12 protein-coding genes and 1 other RNA gene are annotated in these 14,921 nt (G+C 58.5%); 8 read left to right on the top strand and 5 right to left on the bottom strand.

Features of this window, described 5'->3' with window-relative positions; all coding sequences use genetic code 11:
- Positions 1 to 140 precede the first annotated feature (140 nt).
- From AC1MEA_RS25310 to AC1MEA_RS25290, 5 genes are all read left to right on the top strand, one after another.
- On the top strand, positions 141 to 800 hold the full coding sequence (locus AC1MEA_RS25310) for a GntR family transcriptional regulator (RefSeq protein WP_219060496.1): 660 nt from the start codon (positions 141 to 143) through the stop codon (positions 798 to 800).
- A gap of 4 nt (positions 801 to 804) precedes the next feature.
- Positions 805 to 4,293 carry a chromosome segregation protein SMC gene (gene smc / locus AC1MEA_RS25305; RefSeq protein WP_480916260.1) on the top strand — a complete coding sequence of 1,163 codons (3,489 nt, stop codon included), beginning with the start codon at positions 805 to 807 and terminating at the stop codon, positions 4,291 to 4,293.
- Between the two features lie 274 nt (positions 4,294 to 4,567).
- A complete protein-coding gene (gene zipA, locus AC1MEA_RS25300) occupies positions 4,568 to 5,422 on the top strand; it encodes a cell division protein ZipA (protein ID WP_219060498.1) in 855 nt (284 codons plus the stop codon).
- A gap of 121 nt (positions 5,423 to 5,543) precedes the next feature.
- Positions 5,544 to 7,892 (top strand): NAD-dependent DNA ligase LigA, encoded by a 2,349-nt coding sequence (gene ligA / locus AC1MEA_RS25295; protein WP_480916259.1) that lies wholly within the window; start codon positions 5,544 to 5,546, stop codon positions 7,890 to 7,892.
- A 129-nt stretch (positions 7,893 to 8,021) separates the two neighbouring features.
- Positions 8,022 to 9,188 (top strand): zinc-binding metallopeptidase family protein, encoded by a 1,167-nt coding sequence (locus tag AC1MEA_RS25290; RefSeq protein WP_480916258.1) that lies wholly within the window; start codon positions 8,022 to 8,024, stop codon positions 9,186 to 9,188.
- A 17-nt stretch (positions 9,189 to 9,205) separates the two neighbouring features.
- Here the strand turns inward: AC1MEA_RS25290 and AC1MEA_RS25285 are convergent, their stop codons facing one another.
- Positions 9,206 to 9,715 carry a GNAT family N-acetyltransferase gene (locus tag AC1MEA_RS25285; protein ID WP_480916257.1) on the bottom strand — a complete coding sequence of 170 codons (510 nt, stop codon included), beginning with the start codon at positions 9,713 to 9,715 and terminating at the stop codon, positions 9,206 to 9,208.
- Between the two features lie 211 nt (positions 9,716 to 9,926).
- Here AC1MEA_RS25285 and ffs point away from each other — a divergent pair.
- An RNA gene (gene ffs, locus AC1MEA_RS25280) (signal recognition particle sRNA small type) lies at positions 9,927 to 10,023 on the top strand.
- Between the two features lie 121 nt (positions 10,024 to 10,144).
- Here ffs and AC1MEA_RS25275 read toward each other — a convergent pair.
- Together AC1MEA_RS25275 and AC1MEA_RS25270 are read right to left on the bottom strand one after the other, a co-directional pair.
- A complete protein-coding gene (locus AC1MEA_RS25275) occupies positions 10,145 to 10,591 on the bottom strand; it encodes a hypothetical protein (RefSeq protein WP_480916256.1) in 447 nt (148 codons plus the stop codon).
- Between the two features lie 31 nt (positions 10,592 to 10,622).
- Positions 10,623 to 11,204, bottom strand: coding sequence for a Spy/CpxP family protein refolding chaperone (locus tag AC1MEA_RS25270; RefSeq protein WP_480417715.1), 582 nt, complete (start codon positions 11,202 to 11,204; stop codon positions 10,623 to 10,625).
- A 253-nt stretch (positions 11,205 to 11,457) separates the two neighbouring features.
- Here AC1MEA_RS25270 and AC1MEA_RS25265 point away from each other — a divergent pair, with 253 nt between their 5' ends.
- A complete protein-coding gene (locus AC1MEA_RS25265) occupies positions 11,458 to 11,919 on the top strand; it encodes an aminoacyl-tRNA deacylase (protein ID WP_219060504.1) in 462 nt (153 codons plus the stop codon).
- 62 nt (positions 11,920 to 11,981) lie between these two features.
- Entirely contained in the window at positions 11,982 to 12,221 is a 240-nt protein-coding gene (locus tag AC1MEA_RS25260) for a DUF2789 domain-containing protein (RefSeq protein ID WP_449633174.1), read from the top strand.
- Positions 12,222 to 12,250: 29 nt separating this feature from the next.
- Here AC1MEA_RS25260 and AC1MEA_RS25255 read toward each other — a convergent pair whose 3' ends face one another.
- Both AC1MEA_RS25255 and AC1MEA_RS25250 read right to left on the bottom strand, forming a co-directional pair.
- Positions 12,251 to 13,951: an acid phosphatase gene (locus AC1MEA_RS25255; RefSeq protein WP_480417714.1), complete on the bottom strand. Its 1,701-nt coding sequence runs from the start codon at positions 13,949 to 13,951 to the stop codon at positions 12,251 to 12,253.
- Between the two features lie 143 nt (positions 13,952 to 14,094).
- Complete coding sequence (locus AC1MEA_RS25250; RefSeq protein ID WP_480417713.1) at positions 14,095 to 14,880, bottom strand: substrate-binding periplasmic protein; 786 nt, start codon at positions 14,878 to 14,880, stop codon at positions 14,095 to 14,097.
- Between the last annotated feature and the right edge of the window lie 41 nt (positions 14,881 to 14,921).

The following is a 14,921-nucleotide window of genomic DNA, read 5'->3' as shown; positions in this document are numbered from 1 at the left end:
GATTGGTAACAAAATCGTCGAACAGTGCTCAAAGAATTGCTTATTTCGTGCCAGATTCAACCCTCATGGCCCTGCGCCATGGCTGCCCATTGCGATACACTGCGCGGCTTGTATGATTTAGCCGAAGTTGAAGGAAAACCATGACGTTCAAGGCGCCGGATAGCCTCGCCGAGCAAATCGCTCACCACCTCGCAGAACGGATCATTCGTGGCGAACTCAAGCCAGGTGAGCGCATTCAAGAGCAAAAAGTCACTCAAGCATTGAGTGTCAGTCGTGGTTCGGTGCGTGAAGCCTTGTTGATTCTTGAACGCCGCCACCTGATCGTGATCCTGCCGCGTCGTGGCGCCCAAGTGACCGAACTCAACGCGCACAACGTTGAGAGCCTGTGCGCGCTGATGAGCGAGCTGTACATCCTGCTTGCCAATGCCGTGGCCAATCGTTGGGAAACGCATGCTGATCTTGCGCCGTTTTTGCAGGTTCAGCAGCGCCTGACCGCCAGCTACGAGCGTCAGGACGTGAAAATGTTCGTTGAAGAGAGCTTCAACGTGATGCGCGCGGCCTATCCTTTCGCCAATAACCCGTACCTGCAAGAAACCGTCGAAAACCTGCAGCCGTCCATGAGCCGTAACTATTACTTGGCGCTGGACCAACGCAAGGCGGAAATGAGCGAGTACCTGACCCTGTTCGCGCAACTGCTCGACGCTGTGGTGGCACGCGACCAAACGCAGATTCGTAGCGTCCTGGGCAGCTATGCCGAGCGCAGTTGCAAGTTGGTACTGTCCGCCCTGGCTGCAGGCTAACCCTATGCGGCTCAAGTGCATCAGGCTGGCCGGGTTCAAATCCTTCGTGGACCCGACCACCGTCAACTTCCCGAGCAACATGGCGGCGGTGGTAGGCCCCAACGGCTGCGGAAAATCCAACATCATCGACGCCGTGCGCTGGGTGATGGGCGAAAGTTCGGCGAAGAACCTGCGTGGTGAGTCGATGACCGACGTCATCTTCAACGGCTCCACCAGCCGCAAGCCTGTCAGTCAGGCCAGCATCGAGCTGGTATTCGACAACTCCGATGGCACCCTGGTGGGCGAATACGCCAGCTACGCGGAAATCTCTATTCGTCGCAAAGTCACCCGCGACAGCCAGAACACGTACTTCCTCAACGGCACCAAATGCCGTCGTCGTGACATCACCGACATCTTCCTCGGCACGGGCCTGGGCCCGCGCAGCTACTCGATCATCGAGCAGGGGATGATCTCCAAGCTGATCGAGTCCAAGCCTGAAGAACTGCGTAACTTCATCGAAGAAGCCGCCGGTATCTCCAAGTACAAAGAGCGTCGCCGCGAGACTGAAAACCGTATCCGCCGCACCCATGAAAACCTGGCACGCCTGACCGACCTGCGCGACGAACTGGAACGCCAGCTCGACCGTTTGCACCGTCAGGCGCAGGCGGCCGAGAAGTACCAGGAATACAAAGGCGAAGAGCGTCAACTCAAGGCACAACTGTCGGCCCTGCGCTGGCAGGCGTTGAATGAACAAGTCGGCCAGCGCGAAGCAGTGATCGGTAATCAGGAAGTCGGTTTCGAAGCGCTGGTCGCTGAGCAGCGCAATGCAGACGCCAGCATTGAGCGTCTGCGCGATGGTCATCACGACCTGTCCGAGCGCTTCAATCTGGTGCAGGGCCGCTTCTATTCCGTGGGCGGCGACATTGCCAGGGTCGAGCAAAGTATCCAGCACGGTCAGCAGCGTTTGCGCCAATTGCAGGACGACCTGCGCGAGTCGGAACGCGCGCGACTGGAAACCGAGTCGCATCTGGGCCACGACCGCACCTTGCTGGCGACTTTAGGCGAAGAGCTGGAAATGCTTGAGCCCGAACAGGAAATCACCAGCGCAGCCGCCGAAGAGTCCGCCGCAGCATTGGAGGACTCCGAAAGCACCATGCACGGCTGGCAGGAAAAGTGGGACGCTTTCAATCTGGACTCCGCCGAGCCACGGCGTCAGGCCGAAGTGCAGCAGTCGCGCATTCAGCAGCTGGAAAGCAGCATGGAGCGATTGGGCGAACGGCAACGGCGTTTGGGCGAAGAGCGACAGTTGCTCGCCGCAGACCCCGAAGACGCGGCGATTCTCGAACTCAGCGAAGAACTCGCCACCCGCGAAATGACCCTGGAAGAGCTGCACGCCAGCGAAGAACAGTTGGTCGAGCGCCTGGAACAACTGCGCGGCGAGCTGCATCAAGCCAATCAGGCACAGCAGCAAGCCCAAGGCGATCTGCAACGCCTGAACGGCCGGCTGGCATCGTTGGAAGCCCTGCAACAAGCCGCGCTCGATCCGGGCACAGGTGCTGCCGAGTGGCTGCGCAAACAGCAACTGGCCGAGCGCCCGCGACTGGCTGAAGGCCTGCGGGTCGAGCCGGGTTGGGAGCTGGCGGTAGAAACCGTACTCGGTGCCGACCTGCAAGCGGTGCTGGTGGATGACTTCGCTGGACTGGATCTGGCCAGTTTCGAACAGGGCGACTTGCGCTTGCTCAGCCCGTCGGCCGACGTGACGCGAATCCCTGGCAGTTTGCTGGACAAGGTTGAAGCGTCAGTCGATCTGTCGGCGTGGCTGGGTCAGGTCAAGCCGGTCGACAGTCTTGAAGACGCTTTGGCCATGCGCAGTCAGCTCGGGGCAGGGCAGAGCCTGATCAGCCGCGACGGTTACTGGGTCGGTCGGCACTTTCTAAGGGTGCGCCGCGCCAGTGAGGCAGAAAGCGGGGTACTCGCTCGCGGTCAGGAGCTGCAACGCCTGGGGCTGGAGCGTGAGGAGCGCGAAGCCACCCTGGGCGCCCTTGAAGAGCAGCTTGTCACCCTGCGCGAGCAGCAGTTGCAGCAGGAAGACGCCCGTGAGCAACTGCGTCGGCGTTTGCAGGATGAGGCGCGTCAGCAAGGCGAACTCAAGGCGCAGCTGTCTGCTGGCAAGGCCAAGGTCGAACAATTGACCCTGCGCCGCACGCGTCTGGACGAAGAGCTGGGCGAACTGGGCGAGCAACGTGCCATCGAACACGAACAACTCGGCGAGTCCCGCCTGCAATTGCAGGACGCGCTGGACAGCATGGCCATCGACACCGAACAGCGTGAATTGCTCCTGGCTCAGCGCGACAGCCTGCGCGAGCGCCTCGACCGGGTGCGTCAGGAAGCCCGTCAGCATAAGGACCACGCCCATCAATTGGCGGTGCGTCTGGGCTCGCTCAAGGCGCAGCACGATTCCACCCGTCAGGCCCTTGAGCGGCTGGAGTTGCAATCCGAGCGTCTGAACGAAAAACGCGAGCAACTGAGCCTTAATCTGGAAGAGGGCGAGGCACCGCTCGAAGAATTACGCCTCAAGCTCGAAGAGTTTCTGGAAAAACGCATGGCTGTCGACGACGAGATGCGTCTGGCAAAAATGGCGCTGGAAGACGCCGACCGCGAACTGCGCGATGCTGAAAAACGCCGTACCCAGGCCGAGCAGCAATCGCAATTGGTGCGCGGCCAGCTCGAGCAACAGCGTATGGAGTGGCAGGCGCTCACGGTGCGGCGCAAAACCCTGCAGGACCAATTGCTCGAAGACGGCTACGACCTGCATGGCGTGTTGGCTACGCTGACCAGCGAGGCCAATGAAAAAGACGCGGAAGAAGAATTGGAGCGCATCGCCCAGCGCATTCAACGGCTCGGTGCGATCAATCTCGCGGCCATCGACGAATACCAGCAACAATCCGAGCGTAAACGTTATCTGGATGCGCAGAATGCCGATTTGGTCGAAGCGCTGGATACCCTGGAAAACGTCATTCGCAAGATCGATAAGGAAACGCGTAATCGTTTCAAAGAGACCTTTGATCAGATAAATAGCGGTTTACAGGCACTTTTCCCAAAAGTTTTCGGTGGGGGCAGCGCTTATTTGGAACTGACGGGCGAAGATTTACTCGATACAGGTGTGACTATCATGGCGCGGCCACCTGGCAAGAAGAACAGCACCATTCATTTGCTGTCCGGTGGTGAAAAAGCCCTGACTGCCTTGGCGCTGGTTTTTGCCATTTTCAAGTTGAACCCGGCGCCGTTTTGCATGCTCGACGAGGTTGACGCACCGCTGGATGACGCTAACGTAGGACGTTACGCCCGACTCGTGAAGGATATGTCGCAGACGGTGCAATTTATCTACATCACCCACAACAAGATTGCCATGGAGATGGCAGACCAGTTGATGGGTGTAACCATGCACGAGCCTGGGTGCTCGCGTTTGGTTGCGGTGGACGTGGAGGAAGCGATGGCGCTGGTGGATGCCTAGCGTGCAGGCCTTGTACAGCAAGGGAAATGGCGCTTTAGTGGCCCCTTTGCTATGGGAATGCGTGGTGTTATCAAGCGTCTGAAGCCGTTTGACCACTTTTGAGCGGCCGGCCCTTTGCAACAGACGGTGTAAAGTTATCTTTGGTCGTGCTAGTTTAATCACTACTTTTTCTTTTGCGTGGGTAAAACGCCTGTCAGAACATAGAGTTGGCGCCACGTTTTAAAGGGGTTTCGGCCCTTATTTTTCAGCATTTTTATTAGAGGCACTGGATTACATGGAAATCGGTCTGCGCGAGTGGCTGATCGTCATCGGCATTATTGTCATTGCCGGTATTCTCTTTGATGGCTGGCGCCGGATGCGCGGTGGCAAGGGTAAATTGAAATTCAGGCTGGACCGAAGCTTCTCCAATCTGCCGGATGACGACGAAGCCACGTCCGCCGAGCTCTTGGGGCCGCCGCGTGTGCTGGACAACCAGAAAGAGCCGCAATTGGACGAGCACGACCTGCCGTCGGTGAACGTCACTCCGCGTGATGCCAAGCGCAAACGCAAGGACGAACCACATCAGGGCGACCTGAATCTGAATCTCGATCTGGACGGGCCAAGCCTGCACGCCGGTCGCGACGATGATTTTCCGGACGAGAACAAGCCTGGGCGACGTGCAGACGATACGACGCGCCGTGCCGAAGATCTGCCGCCCGTTGAAGAAGTGCTGGTGATCAGTGTGATCTGCCGCGACGAAAGTGGCTTCAAGGGCCCTGCGTTGCTGCAGAACATTTTGGAAAGTGGTTTGCGTTTCGGCGAGATGGATATTTTCCATCGCCACGAGAGCATGGCCGGCAACGGCGAAGTACTGTTCTCCATGGCCAACGCGGTCAAGCCAGGCGTGTTCGATCTCGACGATATCGATCACTTCAGCACCCGCGCCGTGAGCTTCTTCCTTGGCTTGCCCGGCCCGCGTCATCCGAAACAGGCTTTCGACGTCATGGTGGCCGCTGCTCGCAAACTGGCCCACGAGCTCAACGGCGAATTGAAAGATGATCAGCGCAGCGTCATGACCGCGCAGACCATTGAGCATTACCGCCAGCGCATCGCCGAATTCGAACGCCGTGCATTGACCCAGCGCCGCTAAACACGCGCCGCTTAACCTGTAGGCGCACGCTTTCCCGCGAGAGGGTCGGAATGACCTTCCTGCGGTGGCGAATCAACATTGAGCAGCTTCGGCTGCTTTTTTGCTTTTCGAGAGAACACGTATGACCGCCGTCGAAACCCGAATCCTAAAGTTGCGAGCTGAACTAGATCAGCATAATTTTCGCTACCACGTCTTGGATGATCCCAGCGTTCCGGATATTGAGTACGATCGTTTATACGATGAACTCAAGACTCTAGAAGCTGAGCACCCAGAGTTAGTGACGCGCGATTCGCCCACTCAGCGGGTTGGAAGTACGGCACTTTCGGTGTTCACCCAAGTGCGTCACGAAATCCCCATGCTCAGCCTGGGTAACGCCTTCGACGAAAACGACATGCGCGAGTTCGACCGCCGTGTCGTCGTAGGCCTGGACCTGTCGGTGGGCAATGGTGGCCACGTGCAGTACAGCTGTGAGCCGAAACTCGACGGCCTGGCGGTCAGCCTGTTGTACCAGGATGGCTCTCTGGTTCGCGGTGCGACCCGTGGCGATGGCACCACCGGCGAAGACATCAGCGTCAACGTGCGCACCGTGCGTAACATTCCGCTCAAGCTTCACGGCAGCGGCTGGCCGCAAACCCTCGAGGTACGCGGCGAAGTGTTCATGTCTAAAGCAGGCTTTGAACGGCTGAATGCCAGCCAGCTGGAAGTCGGCGGCAAGACCTTTGCTAACCCGCGCAACGCAGCGGCGGGAAGCTTGCGTCAATTGGATTCAAGGGTTACAGCTAATCGGCCGCTGGAATTCTGCTGCTACGGTTTGGGTCGGGTGTCGGAAGAGTTCGCCGACACCCATATCGGCAACATGCAAAAGCTCAAGCAATGGGGGATGCCCGTTAGCCACGAGTTGAAACTGGCCAACGGTATTGACGAATGCCTGGATTACTACCGCAATATCGGCGAACGACGCTTGTCGCTGCCCTATGAAATCGACGGTGTGGTGTTCAAGGCCAACAACCTGGCCTCTCAGCGTGAACTGGGCTTCCGTGCCCGCGAACCGCGTTGGGCCATCGCCCACAAATTCCCGGCCATGGAAGAACTCACCGAACTGCTCGACGTGGAATTCCAGGTTGGCCGCACCGGAGCAGTCACGCCAGTCGCACGCCTCAAGCCAGTCAAGGTTGCGGGTGTCACCGTCGCCAACGCCACGCTGCACAACATGGACGAAGTGGCACGGCTGGGCTTGATGATCGGCGACACGGTAATCATTCGCCGTGCCGGTGACGTCATCCCGCAAGTCGTGCAAGTCATCCTCGACCGTCGCCCGGACAATGCACGTCCGGTGCATATTCCGGAAACCTGCCCGGTCTGTGGTTCCCGCGTTGAACGTACGCAACTGGTCAAGCGCAGCAAAGGCAAGGAAACCATCAGCGAGGGCGCCGTGTACCGTTGCGTCGGTCGATTGGCCTGCGGCGCGCAACTCAAGCAAGCGATCATCCACTTCGTGTCCCGTCGGGCGATGGACATCGACGGGCTGGGCGACAAGAGCGTCGAGCAGTTGGTGGATGAAGGGCTGGTGGCATCCCCGGCGGACCTCTATACCCTGAAGTTCGAACAGATCGTCGACCTCGAAGGGTTTGCCGAGGTCTCGAGCAACAAGCTGCTAAAGGCCATTCGCGACAGCAAAAAGCCAACCCTGGCGCGTTTCATCTACGCCTTGGGCATTCCCGACGTTGGCGAAGAGACCGCCAAGGTGCTGGCGCGTTCGTTGGCCTCGCTGGAGCGCATTAAACAGGCGCTGCCGGAAGTGTTGACGTATTTGCCGGATGTCGGGCTGGAAGTCGCCTATGAGATCCACAGCTTCTTCAGGGATGACCACAACATCAAGGTCATCGAGCAATTGCTTGCACGCGGCCTGGAATTGCAGGATCAGGGCGAGTTGGGCGCTGAATTCGCCGCCAGCACGACCTTGGGTGGCATGATCGACAAGCTGCACATCCCTGCGATCGGGCCGGGTGCGGCGCAAAAACTGGCGGACAAATTCGGTTCGCTGCAAGGCATCATCGACGCTGACTGGCTGGACATGCGCCAGGCCCTGGCCGAGAAACAAGCGAAAGCCGTGCGTGATTTCTTCGACATCGAAGAACACGTCCAGCGTGCACTGGAGATCGAGGCGCAACTCAACGACTTCGGCATGCACTGGCAGAGCGAGAAGAAAGTCGTCGAAGGCCTGCCGCTGGCTGGGCAAACCTGGGTCCTGACCGGGTCCCTGGAACTGATGAGCCGCGACATCGCCAAGGAAAAACTCGAAAGCCTCGGCGCCAAAGTCTCAGGCTCAGTCTCAGCAAAAACCCACACCATCGTCGCCGGGCCTGGCGCGGGCTCGAAATTGACCAAGGCCAATGAGCTTGGGCTAAAAGTGCTGGATGAAGAAGCGTTTGTGGTGTTTTTGAAGAAGCACGGTATTGCTGTGGAGTAATGGTGTTCGATCTAACGTCATCGCGGGCAAGCCCGCTCCTGCACCACATACCTGTAGGAGCGGGCTTGCCCGCGATCCAGGCGACGCGGTCTGCCTGACGCATCGCTAGTACGCCAAAAGGAGATCGTCATGTACCGCTTCTTCGAACAACTCAGCTCCCGCATTGCCGCGCCGTTTGTGGGCGAGACCAAACGTAACAGCAAAGTCTGGCTGTGCCACTGTGGACAGTCGATCTTCTTCCCTAATAGCCGGTGCCTGGCCTGTTCGGCAGCGCTGGGCTATTTGCCGGAGCAGGGTAGGTTGGTCACGCTCGAGCCGGGGCCTGATCAAAGCACTTGGTGCTTGAGCGACGAACCCGGCCTGGAGCTTTATCGACGCTGCGCCAACCTGGACACGCCTGCTGCCTGCAACTGGCTGTTTTCGGCGCACGATCAGGGTGAATTCTGTATCGCGTGCAGCCTCAATCGAACCATTCCCGACCTGTCTATTCCGGAAAACGCGGAGCGCTGGTGCAAAGTCGAAACCGCCAAGCGCCGCCTTGTCGCACAATTGATCGCGCTGGGTTTGCAGGTGATTCCGAAAGCCCAGGACGAAGATACCGGTCTGGCATTTGATTTCGTCGGCGTCGACCTGGAAGGCAAGTGCCCCTCCACCGGCCACGCCAATGGCCTGATAACCCTCAACATCGAAGAGGCCGACGACGCCCTTCGCGAAGCCATGCGCGTGCAGATGCACGAACCGTATCGGACTTTGCTCGGGCATTTTCGGCACGAAGTGGGTCACTACTATTGGGATCGTCTGATCCCCGACAGTCCCTGGGAAAGCGCTTATCGCACCCTGTTCGGCGACGAGCGCGCCAGCTATGCCGATGCCCTTGAGCACCACTACCAGAACGGCGCGCCAGTTGGCTGGCAACAGGGCTTCGTCAGCGGCTATGCCACCATGCACCCGTGGGAAGACTGGGCTGAAACCTGGGCCCACTACCTGCACATGATGGACGCCGTCGACACCGCCCTGGGTTTTGGCATGAGCGCCCGGGACATGGACTTCGACTACCCGCCATTTACGCTGGAAACCCTCTACGACCCCCAGCACCCCGGTGGTCCTGCGTTCCTTTCATTCGTCAACGCCTGGATCGAACTGGCCGGGATGCTCAACGAGCTGTCTAGGAGCATGGGCCAACCCGACTTCTACCCGTTCGTCCTGTCGCCAGCCGTCATCACCAAGCTGCACTTCATTCACTTGGTTATTCAGCAATCCGGGGGTCGGGCGGACGAGGTGCTGCAGGCGCAGTGAGGGCGTACGCACGACCCTTACCGAAGGTCGGTAGCGTCATCCTGCAATGCCAATGACAGCCGCCGCTCATAACCAATCCGTCCCCGATACGCTTCCCCCGTATCGACCCAGCCCTGACCAAGATACAGGCCAAGCGCCGCCTGATTGTCCGTATCCACTGAGAGCATCAACTGCGCCACATCAGGCCACACCGAGCGTGCCATGTCCGGGACAGCCTGCAAACAGACCTTCCCCAGACCATGGCCCTGCATCCTGCGGTCTATCTGCAAGGCATGCAGGGTGGCGGCATCCTGATCGGCCCAGTGCGGTAAAAACGGCCCGCGCTTGAGCATAAAAAAGCCGATGGGATAATCGTCGGCAATCAGTACAAAACCTTTGATATCGTCATTCGGTTTACCCTGCAGGGCATTCAGTGCGCTGTAGATGTCCCCGGAAAAGGCCTTCTGCTCTGACAACACTTCAAGGTGTTGCAATTGCTGGCGTTGAACATCCGACAGGTCTTCATAACAGACCAATTTAGTTTGCATCGATCGAATCCTGCGAGGACGCATCGCGTCACGGCCGAATAGGGTAACGCAAAAGTCCCAACGCCGGGCCCGCCGTACACAGCCGCCAGCCCCTGCCACACAAGTGCTTGAGCTCCCTCAGATTTTTAATCCAAAACCAACGGTTGTAACTTCTCGCCAGACCGGTACAATGGCGCCGTTCGCCGTCAGGTGAGCGTCGTTATGGTGACCCCATCGGTCCCCCCGCAACGATTACCCGTGAACCTGGTCAGATCCGGAAGGAAGCAGCCACAGCGGGAACATTGTGTGCCGGGGTGTGGCTGGTGGGGTTGCCTCCATAACGCTGAATTCCTCGATTAAAACAGCTAACCACTCTTTCGCTATAAGGCGATTCAAAGGGTGTTTTTTCACGTGCGGAATTCCTTCCTCGAATCGCACTCGCTGCGCAGGTCAGCGTATTGATCCGGGGGGTGTCGCTGGGACTGTGCGCCACGGTTCAGGGCACTGGCGTACGTAGGGGTAGTAGCCTTTGGCCGAGTCGCAGTAGTACCAATTGGGTGCGGGCGGAGGGCTTGATGGCGCGCCCGTCGTTATCCTTTCGGGCGGCATCGGCGGTGTCGGCTCAATCACCACCGTGGACGGCCTGTAAGGGTAGTAATAAACCGGGGCGGGGTAGTAGTAGACCGGGTAAGCGGGGTAGTAATAGGGGCTGGCAATGTGCGCGGCTTCCCAGCCCAGGCCCAAGCCAATTCCTACGCCCCACCATGCGGGGCCACCGCTGTGCCAGCCGCCGCCATGACCGCCGCCATGCGAATCGGCGGTGGCCGGTAATGAAAGACTCGTACCGATCAGAACCACGCCAATAAGCGCGCAACGTTTTATCGAGTCGATGTTCATGATGTCTACCTGATAGACGGTGTCATACCGCTTATTCTTTGCGTGTTCGGTTTTGGTTTTCTTCCATCATGGGGCTCGACATGGGCATGTGCGTGCCCCAGCCGCCGTACCCGTGCATTTTGCGGTGCATCCCGTTCCAGAACAGGTCGAATATGGTTTTTTGGTCAGTGCTCAATGTGTCATAAAATGTTTTGGTGCGAACCTGAGCCGCTTCCAGACGAGCTACATGCGCCTGCATCCAGGTGATTTGTGCGTGTAAACGCTCTATTCCGTGTGCCATTCTTTCCGGCGTTGTTTCGTCAACCATCGGTTTCGCCGCGCTCCCTTTTCCCTCATGTCCGGGGTTGTCTTTTCCCAGTTGCTGATGGGCATCTGTTATCAAGCCAGCGGACCATGTCTCCCACGCCGGCATTTGCGCTGGCGTTAGATTCAGCTTGCCCTTTAGGTCGTCCAGAGTCTGTTGTGTGTGCTTGACCCAGTCGAAATCCTGACGGTATTCGGCCGTGCCCCCTGATGGTGGCGTTTCCGGGTTAGCAAAGACGTTGGCCGATGGCAGCAGTAAAGCACTTGCTGCAATCAGTATGTATTGGCCGATCAGGCCTGCTTTTTTCATCTTCAGCTCCTAACAACGTGAGTGCTGTCTCAAGAATAGGAGTTGGTGTAAAGGGGGATTTGATCTACATCAGAAAGTAAGCACATAGAAGGGGCAGGTAGGCAGGTTCTGATCTTAGTTCGTTCTCGACTAGCGACGGTGCCGCATAGTCTTAACTGTTACTGCCTTCCAATCGCCGTCACGCCGTGCGCTGCCTAAACTTGAAGTTAAAGATATCTGCTCTGCCGTTCCGTGCAGGGCGTGGAGGTGCATCATGCGTATGGCAAAAACAGTGCAACGTAGCCTGGAACAGGCGCGCTGTGATTATGACATCGTGGCCCACCCGCACTCGGCGACAAGCCTGGAGTCCGCGCGGGTGGCCAGCGTTCCGGCAGAGCGCTTGGCTAAATCGGTGATTCTCGATGATCAACATGGGCATTACATGATGGCTGTGTTGCCCGCTGATCGGCATTTGGATTTGAGCAAAATACAAACCAGTGGGGATTGGCAGCTCACTCGCGAAAGTGGTTTGCCGCACCTGTTCGGTGACTGTGAGCGTGGCGCGATCCCGGCACTGGGTGAGGCCTATGGAATCAAGATGCTGCTCGATCCGATGTTGACCCGCCAGGAGGACATCTACCTGGAAGCCGGTAACCACCACTATCTGGTCCACATGCGCATGGACCAATACCTGAAACTGGTGCCGCATGCCGAGGTGCGTGAGGTCTGCCAGTAATGAACGCCAATGACCGCGCCAGGTTGTGCCGCTTGCGCTCAACCTGGCCCAAGGAGTGATTCATGGAATTACCTGTACATAGTCTGCCGGCTCTTTTTCAACAGCTGGGGCTTGCGGCCGACCCGGTCAGCATTGACGCCTTCCTCGCTACACATGCCCCTCTCAAGGCAGACCTTGCGTTAGAGGACGCTTTTTTCTGGAGCCCCGCACAGGCCTCTTTTCTGCGCGAGGAGATCCTTGAAGACGCCGACTGGGCCGAGGTGGTCGATCAACTTAACCTCATGCTGCGAAAGAGGGGCTGACGGCCGCCGATCATTCGGTGCGGGCCTTGCTATGCCTCGAAAAACTGCAACGCTTTGGTCAAATCCCCCATCGGCTCCTGGCCTCGGGTCAGCATTTCTTCATCCCGCTCTTTCAGCCCGTCCAGCTTCTCCAGGCCGTGCACCCGAGTGATCAGGCGCAGGATTGAGGCGGTGTCATAGACGGTGTGGTCAACAACCCCTTTGCGGGCAAAGGGCGAGACAACCAGCGCCGGAATACGTGTGCCGGGGCCCCAGCGGTCGCCTTTTGGCGGCGCGACGTGGTCCCACCAGCCGCCGTTTTCGTCGACCGCGATGACGATGACCATGTTTTTCCATTGCGGGCTGTTGCGCAGGACTTTGATGGCGCGAGTGATGTGGCGGTCTCCTGAGGCGACGTCGGCATAACCGGCGTGCATGTTGAGGTTGCCTTGGGGTTTGTAGAAGGTGACGGCGGGCAGCTTGCCCGCTTCGGCGTCGGCAAAGAATTTGTTGGTTCTGGACTCTTCACCCAAACCGCCGTCGCGCAGGCGTTTGCTGCGTTCTACGGGGTTATCGGGGCCTAGTTTTTTGAAGTAGTTGAGCGGTTGGTGGTGATACTGGAAATTCGGAATTTTCGGGATGCCGGGAGAGTCCTTGAACTGATCGATGGTGGCCTGCCATCCGCCGGCGTACCACGCCCAGTCGATGTTCTTCTTCGACAGTTTGTCGCCGATGTGGTCATGGGTCTGCGGCACCAATACGTTGGCCAGACCCGGTTTTGAGTAGTCCGGGCGCTCGGGGTCACGCAGCCAGGTCGGCCAGTACGGCGGGGCCAGGGTGTTGACCGCATAGCCGTCGGGCGTCAATGCGCTTGGACCGAATTGCGGTGGGCCGGTCATGGCGCTGGCGGGAGATTTCTCCAGAGGCTTGAGCCGCGTATCGTGCGGATTATCACTCTGCAGTGTGGCGATTTGCTGTTTGGCCGGTGAGTTCGCGGCGTCAGGGTAAAACGGCACGGTGGCGGACACCAGGTACTGGTGATTGAGAAACGAGCCGCCGAAAGCGCCCTGAAAGAAGTTGTCACACAGCACGAATTCCGTCGCCACGTCCCACAGGCGCAGGGAGTATTGGGTTTGCGCGTAATGGCCCATGGTCAGGCCACCCGAGTCTGCCCAGGCAACGAAGCTATCGTTCTTGCCACCATTGATTTGCATCTGGTTCTGATAAAACACATGCCACAGGTCGCGGGTGACCAGGCCCAACGGCAGGTCTTCGCCGTTGGGGCCCTCAAGGGCGAAAGGCGCGTTGATCAGGTGCTCTTGAAACTGGGTGTCGGCGGGGTAAGTCACGCCGTCTACGGTTTGCGGGCCTATCTGCAATATACCGCCCCATACCGGGGGCAGGGTTTCCAGAATGCTGCCGTCGCGGTCGCGTTGTTGATAGTCGTTTGTGGTGAGCGCCGCCAGCGGTTTTTCGACACCCGGGAAGTCACCGAACAAATTGTTGAAACTACGGTTTTCGGCGTAGATGACGACCACCGTTTTCACGTTATCGCGCAGTGCCTGATCCAGCGCAGCGCCGGTTAAAGGCTTGTCGTCGGGCTTGGGTGGCGGTTCGTTGCCGGACACGTAAGCGCTGAGGGTCGCGCCGACGCCAAGCGCCGCGACGCCGCCAAGGAAGCGCCGTCTGCCGGCATCGGGTAGGTTATCGCCAGCAGGCGGCTGTAACGCGTCGTCGTCTTTGTCGTTCATGGCGGTTACCTGCGTGTTTGGCTGGGTTCGTAACAAATGATTTCGGAGGAGGGTAGTCAGGCAGTGTGACGCTGATGCTACAAGGCAGGTGTGAGGGTTTTAGCGATGAACGCCGCGGTGGTCTGGGTCAGCACTTGCGGGTACTAGCGGCCCGCTGACGAACTCTGTTCGGGCTGGAGTGGTGCCTGAGTGCCATAGCGTCCAATGATCTGATCAATCTCTCCCGACATCTTCATGCGCAATAACGCACGCAGAATGGTCTGTACCGGCAGGTTCGGGTCGTTACGCACGATGCAGCCTACCGCTTGTTCTTCGACGATGGAAACACTGCGCAATTGTTTGTCCGGTGGCAGTTGACGGTTGTACCAGTTCAGCGACCATTCATCGGCCACGGCATAGTGATAACGGCCTGCCACCAGTTTTTGCAGGACTTGCTCCTGGCTGCGGGCGTCTTCACGGTGCAATTGGTGGTTGTCGAGCAGGGGTTGCAGGCGCGGATAGGTATAGCCCAGAACGGTGCCAATCATTTGTTCATTCAGCTGATCGGTGCGGATCGGGGCTGCGTTGTCAGCGGTACTGATCAATAGGTTGCGTTGGGTCATCAGCGGCAGGCTCCAGGTGTAGTCGCCGGAGAAGTTGGGTACCCAGGATTGCGCGGCGTAACAGCGAACATCGACCTCGCCGCGATCCAGCGCGCTTTGCACGCGCAGGCGGGCCAGCACATGGTATTCCGCGGGGCGGCCGACCTGTCGGGCCAGGCTCTGCATGATATCGAACAGGAAACCGGCAGTTGGCTGAGCGCCGTCGATCTGCACCAATGGCATCGACCAGCTGTCGGCAATCGAAAAGCGCAAAGGTGCCTCAGCGGCGTAGCTGAAGCACGAGCATAAGCAGGTGAGTGACAACAAAGCGCTCAATAACAGCCGCATTCGGTTCCTTTGCGTGAGCAATACGATGCGATTCAGGATGA

The organism is Pseudomonas sp. ASL8, from assembly GCF_056680355.1.
Note: the sequence above shows the minus strand (reverse complement) of the source record. Positions and strands in the feature narration are given on the sequence as shown.

What these genes read in the sequence shown, in the direction of transcription:
- AC1MEA_RS25260 (WP_449633174.1), top strand. Translation starts at nt 11,982, where the DNA reads ATGGAATTACCTGTACATAGTCTGCCGGCTCTTTTTCAACAGCTGGGG.
- zipA (WP_219060498.1), top strand. Translation starts at nt 4,568, where the DNA reads ATGGAAATCGGTCTGCGCGAGTGGCTGATCGTCATCGGCATTATTGTC.
- AC1MEA_RS25250 (WP_480417713.1), bottom strand. Translation starts at nt 14,880, where the DNA reads ATGCGGCTGTTATTGAGCGCTTTGTTGTCACTCACCTGCTTATGCTCG.
- AC1MEA_RS25275 (WP_480916256.1), bottom strand. Translation starts at nt 10,591, where the DNA reads ATGAACATCGACTCGATAAAACGTTGCGCGCTTATTGGCGTGGTTCTG.
- AC1MEA_RS25255 (WP_480417714.1), bottom strand. Translation starts at nt 13,951, where the DNA reads ATGAACGACAAAGACGACGACGCGTTACAGCCGCCTGCTGGCGATAAC.
- smc (WP_480916260.1), top strand. Translation starts at nt 805, where the DNA reads ATGCGGCTCAAGTGCATCAGGCTGGCCGGGTTCAAATCCTTCGTGGAC.
- ligA (WP_480916259.1), top strand. Translation starts at nt 5,544, where the DNA reads ATGACCGCCGTCGAAACCCGAATCCTAAAGTTGCGAGCTGAACTAGAT.
- AC1MEA_RS25310 (WP_219060496.1), top strand. Translation starts at nt 141, where the DNA reads ATGACGTTCAAGGCGCCGGATAGCCTCGCCGAGCAAATCGCTCACCAC.
- AC1MEA_RS25290 (WP_480916258.1), top strand. Translation starts at nt 8,022, where the DNA reads ATGTACCGCTTCTTCGAACAACTCAGCTCCCGCATTGCCGCGCCGTTT.
- AC1MEA_RS25285 (WP_480916257.1), bottom strand. Translation starts at nt 9,715, where the DNA reads ATGCAAACTAAATTGGTCTGTTATGAAGACCTGTCGGATGTTCAACGC.
- AC1MEA_RS25270 (WP_480417715.1), bottom strand. Translation starts at nt 11,204, where the DNA reads ATGAAAAAAGCAGGCCTGATCGGCCAATACATACTGATTGCAGCAAGT.
- AC1MEA_RS25265 (WP_219060504.1), top strand. Translation starts at nt 11,458, where the DNA reads ATGCGTATGGCAAAAACAGTGCAACGTAGCCTGGAACAGGCGCGCTGT.